Source organism: Pseudanabaena sp. 'Roaring Creek' (assembly GCF_001402795.1).
Classification (GTDB): Bacteria; Cyanobacteriota; Cyanobacteriia; order Pseudanabaenales; family Pseudanabaenaceae; genus Pseudanabaena.
Genome location: NZ_LIRE01000744.1, coordinates 1 through 9,698 on the forward strand (window position 1 = coordinate 1; position 9,698 = coordinate 9,698).

Below are 9,698 nucleotides of genomic sequence, written 5' to 3' on the forward strand. Positions count from 1 at the left end.
TATAGATAATTCAAATAAAAACTACAGCTTCGACTTCGCTCAGCTAGCTTACACCGAGGGCTGAGCGAAGTCGAAGCCCGTCTACAAGTTATTTAAAACAACTATACTTCATCAGTTGTAATAATTTTCGTCTTACCAAGCCTTGCTGTAATAGCGATCGCTTGACTGTGAAAAGTATCACGAGGACTGAGTAATGCCACCCAATAAAAAGTGTCAGCAAAAATCATCTCAGTCATACTTGATTATTGTAGAGATAGCGATCGTGATTTTCTGCGCCATCCGTCGGTAAACGTTCCAAATCTTCATCAGACAAACCATCAGCAAAAGATGACGCAATCTCTAACAAAAAAGAACTTGTATTTTCTGTTGCTTCCACATCTTCTTTAGGAAGTGGATTAGAACTTAGAATTGATTGTTGATTTGTTTCTAGTCGCCACTCTAAAAAGCTAACAAAATCTAAAACTTCTTTTAAAGCAGGCTTAGATAAGATCTCTAACTGCTCTAACTTGTCTAAAATAAGTTCTTTGACAACACTCATATCTTAAGACCTATATCAACATATTATTAATTGTACTTGCCTTGTATAAAAATATTGAATTGCTAGACAAGTCCTAAAGATGATGCGACTAAATGTCCACAGGCAAAGCCTGAAAAGGCAACAGCATTTAAACCTTGTCCTGGAAAAGTACTATCACCGACACAATATAAATCAGGAATAGAAGTCCGATTAAAAGGCATTCCCAAAAGTCCTAAAGGCTTGCCTGTAGGAATTGGTCCATAGGTTCCATCAGCACGACCGAGGAAGCGACGATGACTGCGGGGTGTGCCGACTTCTTGATAGTCGAGACAATCTTCTAGTTTAGGGAAAATTGCTAAGAGGCGATCGCATAATTTTCTCGCCGCATCATTTTTCTTTGCTTCATATTCTGACGCAGATAAATCTTCCCATTCACTCATCCAGCTAGGTGTGAAGGTATGCACAATATGATAGCCTTCAGGCGCAAGGGAGCGATCGAGTAGCGTTGGAATCGAGACAAAAATTGTGCCTTGTTCATTCTGCATATCCTGCCAATCTTCGAGCAAAATATGGTGACAGGCAGCACCATCGGGAATTGCGGCAGCCTCGACACCGAGATGTAAGCTCAGGAAACTAGGGGATTTCTGATAGCGCGATTGCCATCCCTTTTCGCCATTGGGTAAAGGCTCATCCTTGAGTAAGTTCCCAAAGGTATCCCAACGAGTGGCATTGGAAACTACTTTTTTAGCATAGAGAACTTCGCCATTCGCTAGTTTGACCCCGATCGCACCTTTACCAGATTTGGCTTTGGGAATAATCTGGGTAACCCTTGCCCCATAACGGATTTCGCTACCCGCTTTTTCTAAACCTTCCGCTAACTTTTCGGCAATCTTGCCCACGCCACCGACGGGATAGTTAATGCCACCATAATGGCGATCGCTAAAGACCATACCTGCATTAATTGCAGGAGTGCGATCGGCGGGAACCACTGACCAGCAGTAGCATTCCATATCGATGAATTGCAATAGTTCAGGATCGCGAATATATTTCTTGGCAATATCACCTGCATTTTGGGGCAGATAGGCAGCTAAACCCAGACAAGCAAGGGGATTCTGGAAAAATACGCGCATCAAGTAGCGCCATTCTTCTAGAGAAAGCAACTCGATCGCATTTAGGCAGTTAAAAATCTTCCAACATTCGTCATAAAACTTGCGAATACCGACCCGTTCGTGGGGAAAGCGATCGCCTAATTCTTGTAAAAATTTCTCATAGTCTCGATGTACCTCAATTTCCAGATGATTCGGCAAATGGTAATGGATCTGCACAGGGTCGGGAATCGTCTCCATTTTCATATTCACCGCCGCCAACGCACGGGTGAGGAGATTAGTCGTACCGCGATCGCCAAAACCAAAAATCATCGACGCGCCCACATCAAAGCGATAGCCATTGCGCTCAAAATAGCCCCCACTGCCCCCCGCAATTAAATAGCGCTCAAGGACAATTACGCTTGCCCCCTTCGCTGCCAATTGCGTCGCGGTGACTAAACCGCCAATCCCTGAGCCAATAACAATTACATCCGCATCGAGTGTTTGCGCCATCACATTTCTTAATCAAAACCTACCTTCAACTATACAGCGCTTTGCACTGCCATAAAGCTTAGAGAGAATTTTGAAAGTGTGGCAAAGCCTTCTCTTCTTGCTGTTTGTTGAAGGGCTACAGAAGAAATATCCCCATGACTACAAACAGAAAAATGCCACAAAGCGTCGATCGCCAAATTAGCATTTGAAGTCATCCCTCAAGATCCCATCCGTAGCGAATATCGCCAAGAAAGCAAAATCATTATCTTTGCTTGGGTAAATGATGATGGTTCTAAGCGAGCCTATGAAAGCAATACAGATTCCTATCGAGTCTTCAAGAAAATGCTCGAAGGTGGTCATCCTCTCCCCTTTGTCTGCTAATCTGAGAAATGGTATCTAATATACAAAAATTGCATCATGGCCGATCGCCAAATCCTGCTTGACTTTGAAAAGCCCATCGTTGAACTAGAAAACCGTATCGCCCAAATCCGCGAGCTCGCGAATGAAAACGATGTCGATATGGTCGAGCAGATTAGCCTTTTAGAGCAACGTGCGGAGCTTTTGCGCCGTGAAATATTTTCAGGCTTAGGCGCAATGCAACGGATGCAGATCGCTAGGCATCCCCGTCGTCCTAGCACCCTTGACTACGTGCAAGCTATTACCGATGAGTGGATGGAGTTGCATGGCGATCGCCGAGGTAATGACGATCCCGCTTTAGTTGGTGGACTAGCCCGCATTAGCGATCGCCCAGTGGTAATTTTGGGGCATCAAAAGGGGCGCGACACCAAAGACAACATGACCCGCAATTTTGGGATGGCATCTCCTGGGGGCTATCGTAAGGCGGCGCGTCTGATGGATCATGCCCATCGGTTTAACTTGCCGATTATCACCCTAATCGATACTCCTGGCGCATACCCTGGGGTTTCGGCGGAGGAGCAGGGACAAGGCGAAGCGATCGCCGCAAATTTGCGCCAGATGTTTGGGCTAAGCGTGCCAATTATTTGCACGGTGATCGGTGAAGGCGGCTCGGGTGGAGCCTTGGGGATCGGCATTGGCGATCACATTATGATGTTTGAGAATTCCGTCTATACGGTTGCGACACCTGAGGCTTGTGCGGCGATCCTTTGGCGCGATTCGGCAAAGGCGGGTAAGGCAGCCGAAGCTTTAAAAATTACCGCCCCCGATCTGTTGCGCTTGGGGATCGTTGACTATGTGATTAGCGAACCCCTAGGTGGGGCGCATCGATCGCCTCTGAAGTCTGCGGAAAATCTGAAGGCGGCGCTGGTGGAAAATCTTGATCGCTTAAGTAAGTTGCCAGCCGAAGAGTTGCAAGAGCTACGCTATCAAAAATTCCGCAAGATGGGTGTATTTCTGGAATCGTAGTGGGGTTCGTAAATTTAGTAGGTATATAATTGAGGCGATCGCACTTGACTTAAAATGGCGCACACTTCTTTTCGCTTGCGCTGGCAATGGATTGCCAGTGGAGTTGGGCTGCTTCTGCTCATTAGTATCGTCGGACTTGCGCTCCACGCTGCGACACGCCTTTCATCCATCCTGTCGCCATTCTCAGAACCTACCTGCTGCCAACCCCCAGCGGATTCACGCTTGCCTGTCCGCGATGTCCAACTAACTACCACAGATCGCCTGTCGCTTACCTGCTGGTATCTGCCATCGCATAATCGTGCGGCAGTCATCCTAATGCATGGTGAAGGGGGCAATCGCACGGCGATGCTGTCTCACATTGCTATGTTGGCGCAACAGGGTTACGGAGTCTTAATTTGCGATCGCCGTGCCCATGGTGCGAGTAGCGGTTCACAACGATCTTGGGGCTGGCTGGAAGTCACAGATATTGCACCGATGCTGACCTATGTCCAACGCCAGCCTGATGTTGATCCGCAGCGTATCGGTGTATTCGGGTTTTCGATGGGAGCCCAAATTGCGTTGCGGGCTGCGACCCAGTATCCTGCGATTCATGCGGTCGTTGCTGATGGGGCAACTCCCGCCACCGTGGGCGATCTCTTTCCCCCAGTAACCGTGACAGAGTGGCCGCGTAGCGCGATCGATTGGCTTGACAATTGGTTTGTGGATCGTTTTTTGGAGCGAGCATTACATATTCCCCTCCCTAGGTCTGTGGTCGAGGCTCTCGCGCACCGTCCTGCCATTCCGCTTTTGCTGATCGCTACTGGACAGACAGGACATGGGCGCGAACTACGCCAAGTGCAGTGGTTTGCGGCTGTTGCTCGTAATCCCAAAGATGTGGATGTGTGGGAAATTCCTGATGTTGGACATGGGGAAGGGCTTGCCAAGTATCCGAGTGAATATCGCCAACGAGTCATCCACTTTTTTGATCGCGCATTGTTAGAGAATACGCTCAAGGCGCAATGATAAGACAATTCGGAGCTTGCTTGTGGGCGTTTATGGTTCAGTTGTGTTGAAATTATTAGTACCGCGATCGGCATATGGAAGGCTATACCAAGTTAATAAATGGCTACGCCATTTATTAACTTGAAAACCCCTACTAGGTTTATACCAAATTACAAAATGGCGTAGCCATTTTGTAATTTTAAAACCCTTACTGGGTTTGGTTTTCAATTCCCAAAAGTGTAGCCACACTTTTGGGAATTGGTATTAGTTTTCAATTCACGAAAGTATTGTCACACTTTCGTGAATTGGTATTACTCTGAGGGATCTGCGTGTCATCAATATGCTTCAATCCCCAAACAGTGATTACCTTCAAAACAGAACGTAAGCTTTGTCCCTTCTCGGTGAGTTGATAGTTCATGCGACGGGAATGATTACTGTAGGGCTGCTTTTCTGCTAAACCTAATTCTTCAAGCAGCTTGAGGCGGTTTGCCAAGATATTAGTCGAGATTCCTTCAGGAGATTCTAAAAACTCTTCAAAACGTTGCTTACCAAAGAACATCATGTCTCGGATGACAAGTAATGTCCAGCGATCGCCAATCAGATCTAATGTGCAGGAGATGGGACAGGGTGAGCGTTTGGATTGAGGCATAGCAAGATATAGAGGCTTATCACTTGCATTTTACAACCTATCCTTGTTACAGTACGTTGTAAATTGCAAGTTAAAAGCTAAAGATTGGGACTATATGATTAAACTTTACTACTCTCGTCCCTCCGCCTATGCCCGTCCCGTGTGGTTGACACTATTGGAAAAACAGCTTCCTTTTGAGCTGATTTCGGTTAATTTGGGTGGTGAACAGTTTGAGCCTGAGTTCTTATCCTTAAATCCTTTTAGTCATGTTCCAGTTTTGTTTGATGATGACTTTAGGGTGATTGAATCCTTGGCGATTTTAGATTACTTGGAAGCGAAATATCCTTCTCCATCTCTATTACCAACAGATGCACAGGCTTTAGCAAGGGTTCGGATGGTGCAGACGGTTACGTTCAATGAGTTACTGCCTGCAATCTTCGGGTTGCTTGTTGGTAAGGAAAACTCAAACGAAAAATCCTTAGAGTTTGAATATGCTCAGCTACGGGCAATTAACACCCTCAATTTCCTTGAGGGATTGTTAGGCAATTTATGCTACTTTGCTGGAGAACAACTGACAATGGCTGAAATTGTAGCTGGAACGCTTATTCACAGGATGCCTGATTTAGGAATTACTTTGACTAATTATCCAAACCTGAATGATTGGTCGGAGCGGTTATTGGCTCGACCTACTTGGCGAGAGATTGAACTGAGTCCAGAGGAATGGAGCAACTTCAAGCGTCGTATGCGCGTGATTCCCAAGATTTGGCAACATCGTCGTCATCAACGCATCAATGCTCTATCACAACGATAACTTGTTGATTGGCATCTTGATTAACATCATTGTCTAGTTCCGAATCAGTTGTCGGCGATCGCCTAAAGCTCAGGACTCAGCGATCGCTAGAGATTTGTCATATTGTGAATGTTGGGAAAAAGCTCTTAGTACAAATTTTAGAGCGATCGCAAGAATTTGACTAGCTCTCTAAATGAAGAACACCGTTTAGAACATAGATCCAAATTTAACATGGTCGCTAATTTGTCATTATCGTTAGTACTGTAACGAGGCTTTCTACTTGCATCTTTGGATAATTCTATTAGTTTTTCTTTAGGAGATTTAATTTCGTGAGGGTTAGGATGTGCTTTCCCTTTTTCACCGCCAAGATATTTGATAACTTCTGGATCAGACCAAAACCAAGCTTCTAATTCTTCAATGGGAATACAGATATGTTTATTAAGACTGTGAATTTCAGAAGATAAAGCTTCTAATTTTGAGCGTAATGCTGTCTCATTGTTGAGGGATGTATTTTGAGGATTACGATCCAAATCATGAACGACAATAAAAATATTACAACCTTCACTGGAAAGAACTTTCAGCTTTGCGGTTAGCTTTTTCTTTAATGTACTACAACCGTTAGAAGCCCATTTTTTGGTTGCGATTTCTGCCCCAAGGACACGATGAACAATTCTGCGAATTGCAGCACAGTCTGTTTCATCCTCAGCAATTAAGGCAATCTTAATGTTACTCATCATCGAGAATACCACTATAAATCCATTCGCCTAAGTCCCCTTCTTCAGATAGATATTCGATAACATTATGAATTTGGGCTTCACCTAATTTGCGAACGAAGGTCTGTCCATCCTTACGATGAACTAAATTGATTTTTTCTGGAATTGTCCATGAGACTACCTGTGGTGAATGAGTTGAGAGAATTAAATTTTCTCCATAAGTATAAGTCTCGATCTCACTGAGTAACTTGGCTAACATCGCAGGATGAATTTGCGTTTCTGGCTCTTCAATGACTATTGTTGAACTAGTTTTTAAGTCTATTATTTCTATCAGGATTGACAAAACCTTCAGAGTTCCATCAGAAACTAATCCAATATTTACATCGTCTAGAAGAATTGAAAAGTAATATTCTCCATTTTTAGCACCTCTTTTATTTTCCCCATTTTCATAGAATTTTTGTTCAGTTATCTTGTTTGCAATCCCAACTCGTTGACAAATACTTTCAAGCTCATTAAGACTCCCCATATCCATACAACGATGAATTTTTTGAGTTAATAAACCAGCTATTCCTAAACTATCTGCAACAACGATATTTTTGTTGCGTAAAACTTTTATCGAAGTATTTTTACGACTAGAAATAGTAGTCTTAATAAATACACGGACTCCATTCAAAACATCATAGATCCAAAACATTTCGCGAGGAAACTTTAGTGAAGAGTTCTCAGGAAGTATTGATTGTGGAAATAAATGAATATTTCCAAGAATGCCAGCGTTTTGACCGTGTTCATTAATTAGTGTTGTTATTCCATTTTCTGTAGTCCAAATAGTCTCTTGGTTTCCATCAACGTATTGACAATAGCCATGCCAAGAGAATTGCTTTTCTCCTAAATTATCACTTATAGAATCATCTAGATCCAAACTTTCGGTAGATGTAAATAGAGGAATACGCTCATATTTATATGCTAGATGACGCTTATCTGGTGTCAAAATTTCGATTTCTAATATCTTGGGAATACTATCGCTATTATTGTATGGAACTCGGTTAGACTTGCCAATTGCACATAATGAAATCGCCTCAAACCCTTCAATAATGGCTGATTTCCCAGATCCATTACGACCAACTAATACTGCAACACCATCGTGTAAAGGCACAGTAACCCGACCACCCAAAACAGACCAACCGTCAAGGGTAAATGATAAAAGGCGAGGCTGATTTGTTTTGGAATCTGTGTTTGACAAAATAGAATTTCCTTTCCAATACTAATCGTCTTGATAAATTCTAGCCGAATATGTCTGTGTCTGTCACAAACGAAACAACATCATAAGCGATCGCCCCAATTTTACAACTGAGAGCATCAAAGCGATCGCTTAAAAATCAAGACTCACAATAATAGCGATCGCAAAGTTAAGGAATTGATGGCGATCGAAGTAACACATCATTGGAGCGGACAAAATCGTGATATTTTAGCTGAGAGCAAAAGTTCTTCTGCCGCTCAATTAAGCGGTTAGCCTGCTCACCGCTAAGGGCATAATTAAACAGTTTCGGTGGGTTACTCTGTGAGACAGCGAAGACAAATCGGTAAAGTATTTCGTTTGGGACTGCTTCTAGTTATCAGTCTAGCGATCTTGATAGCAATCCTAGTTTTCTCATTTGCTCCATCCTTCGTTGCAAAGCGATTTAATCCGATTAGCCCCTTAGTTCTCCAACCCCTGAGTTCGTCTTCTCAAGCCCTGCACGAGTCTTTAACTATTGTTGACTTACATGCAGACTCTCTGCTTTGGGGAAGGGATCTCTCTAAACTGGAAAGCTATGGACATGTTGATGTGCCTCGTCTGATTCAAGGCAATGTTGCTCTGCAAATCTTTACAGTCGTGACCAAAGTTCCTACGCCTTTGCTCTTGGAAGGGAACAATGATCGTAGTGACAACATCACAAAGCTAGCAATCCTTCAACGATGGCCGATCCCATCGTGGTTTAGTCTCAAGGAGCGAGCCCTCTATCAAGCCAGACGGCTTCAATCCCTTGAGCGAGATGCTTCAGGTAAGTTTAGGATTATCAAGACCAAGCAAGACTTGAACAGCTATCTTGCCCAAAGACAACAGAATCGAGCAATTACCGCAGGGCTGTTGGGTTTAGAGGGTGCACATGCGCTGGAAGGTCAGCTTGAGAATGTGAACCAGCTTTATGAAGAGGGATTTCGGTTGATTGGATTATCCCACTTTTTTGATACTGAGGTAAGTGGTTCTGCTCATGGGGTTGATAAAGGAGGGCTATCTCCCTTTGGGCGAGAAGTTCTTAAGCGAATGGAGGCTTTGGGCTTAATTATTGATTTAGCCCATGCATCGGCTCAAACCATGAATGAGGTGTTGCAGATAACTAGCCGTCCTGTGTTAGTTTCCCATACTGGTGTACAAGGGACTTGTAACAATGCCAGAAATCTCAGCGATCGCCAACTTCAGCAGATTGCCCAATCTGGTGGGGTGATCGGAATTGGTTTCTGGGAAACAGCCGTGTGTGGAGAAGATGCCAGCGCTATTGCTAGGGCGATTCGATATGTTGCTGATAAGGTTGGTATAGACTATGTTGCGATCGGCTCAGATTTTGACGGTGCAGTTCGGGTTCCGTTTGATGTAGCTAACCTTGGACAGCTCACCCAAGCCTTACAGAAGGAAGGCTTTTCCGAAAAAGAGATTGCAAAGATTATGAGCTTAAATGTGATTCATCTCTTGCAAAAGTTGCTTCCAGCTTAACTCCACATTAGCGATCGCAAAGTCAAGAAATTGAATAGCGATCGCCTTTAGTAAATAGATAATTGAGGCGATCACCCCATAAAGTACGAGAAATCAAGGCTTTCAGACTTTTAGTTGCACATCGCGTAGATAATATATAATTAGTAGGGTTGTCATACTAGGGGAGTAGAGTACTTCATCAATCTACACTAGTAGGCAGTCAAGTAATTATTGACGGGTAGAGGCGAAGCAATTTAATGCGAGCATCAGCAGTAGTAAATTGCCAATTGACTTTACAAGAGAGAGAATTCCTGCGATTTTCCCAAGCCGAGACTTCCTGAATCAAAAGCTGTTTATCAGGAATACGACGGTCGAGAC

The 9,698-nt window shown here is 43.8% G+C and carries 11 protein-coding genes and 2 pseudogenes; 6 read left to right on the forward strand and 7 right to left on the reverse strand.

Features of this window, described 5'->3' with window-relative positions:
• Positions 1-101: 101 nt before the first annotated feature.
• The 3 genes from AC805_RS27190 to crtH all read right to left on the reverse strand — a co-directional run bounded on the left by AC805_RS27190 (position 102) and on the right by crtH (position 2,115).
• A complete protein-coding gene (locus AC805_RS27190; protein ID WP_269433621.1) occupies positions 102-236 on the reverse strand; it encodes a hypothetical protein in 135 nt (44 codons plus the stop codon).
• On the reverse strand, positions 233-538 hold the full coding sequence (locus tag AC805_RS22325) for a hypothetical protein (RefSeq protein ID WP_055077453.1): 306 nt from the start codon (positions 536-538) through the stop codon (positions 233-235). The genes AC805_RS27190 and AC805_RS22325 overlap by 4 nt, the downstream gene beginning before the upstream one ends.
• Before the next feature lie 62 nt (positions 539-600).
• Positions 601-2,115, reverse strand: a complete 1,515-nt coding sequence (gene crtH / locus AC805_RS22330; protein WP_055077454.1) for a carotenoid isomerase — start codon at positions 2,113-2,115, stop codon at positions 601-603.
• A 97-nt stretch (positions 2,116-2,212) separates the two neighbouring features.
• Between crtH and AC805_RS27530 the strand changes: the two are divergent.
• The 3 genes and pseudogenes from AC805_RS27530 to AC805_RS22340 form a co-directional block, all read left to right on the forward strand.
• Positions 2,213-2,457: pseudogene (locus AC805_RS27530) on the forward strand (type II toxin-antitoxin system YhaV family toxin); the annotation flags it as partial.
• Between the two features lie 54 nt (positions 2,458-2,511).
• Positions 2,512-3,477: an acetyl-CoA carboxylase carboxyltransferase subunit alpha gene (locus AC805_RS22335; protein ID WP_055077455.1), complete on the forward strand. Its 966-nt coding sequence runs from the start codon at positions 2,512-2,514 to the stop codon at positions 3,475-3,477.
• A 54-nt stretch (positions 3,478-3,531) separates the two neighbouring features.
• Positions 3,532-4,479, forward strand: coding sequence for an alpha/beta hydrolase (locus AC805_RS22340; RefSeq protein WP_055077456.1), 948 nt, complete (start codon positions 3,532-3,534; stop codon positions 4,477-4,479).
• A 250-nt stretch (positions 4,480-4,729) separates the two neighbouring features.
• Here AC805_RS22340 and AC805_RS22345 read toward each other — a convergent pair whose 3' ends face one another.
• Positions 4,730-5,107, reverse strand: coding sequence for a helix-turn-helix domain-containing protein (locus AC805_RS22345; RefSeq protein ID WP_055077457.1), 378 nt, complete (start codon positions 5,105-5,107; stop codon positions 4,730-4,732).
• Between the two features lie 94 nt (positions 5,108-5,201).
• Here AC805_RS22345 and AC805_RS22350 point away from each other — a divergent pair, with 94 nt between their 5' ends.
• A complete protein-coding gene (locus tag AC805_RS22350) occupies positions 5,202-5,897 on the forward strand; it encodes a glutathione S-transferase family protein (RefSeq protein WP_055077458.1) in 696 nt (231 codons plus the stop codon).
• Positions 5,898-5,926: 29 nt separating this feature from the next.
• A complete protein-coding gene (locus AC805_RS27195; protein ID WP_269433622.1) occupies positions 5,927-6,061 on the forward strand; it encodes a hypothetical protein in 135 nt (44 codons plus the stop codon).
• Here the strand turns inward: AC805_RS27195 and AC805_RS22355 are convergent.
• On the reverse strand, positions 6,035-6,613 hold the full coding sequence (locus tag AC805_RS22355; RefSeq protein WP_231664167.1) for a DUF4276 family protein: 579 nt from the start codon (positions 6,611-6,613) through the stop codon (positions 6,035-6,037). The genes AC805_RS27195 and AC805_RS22355 overlap by 27 nt on opposite strands.
• Complete coding sequence (locus AC805_RS22360; RefSeq protein ID WP_055077460.1) at positions 6,603-7,829, reverse strand: AAA family ATPase; 1,227 nt, start codon at positions 7,827-7,829, stop codon at positions 6,603-6,605. Before AC805_RS22360 ends, AC805_RS22355 begins: the two co-directional genes overlap by 11 nt.
• Positions 7,830-8,147: 318 nt before the next feature.
• On the opposite strand from AC805_RS22360, the gene AC805_RS22365 reads away from it, so the two are divergent.
• Entirely contained in the window at positions 8,148-9,341 is a 1,194-nt protein-coding gene (locus AC805_RS22365; protein ID WP_082429616.1) for a dipeptidase, read from the forward strand.
• A gap of 199 nt (positions 9,342-9,540) precedes the next feature.
• Here AC805_RS22365 and AC805_RS27040 read toward each other — a convergent pair.
• A pseudogene (locus AC805_RS27040) lies at positions 9,541-9,698 on the reverse strand (IS630 family transposase); the annotation flags it as partial.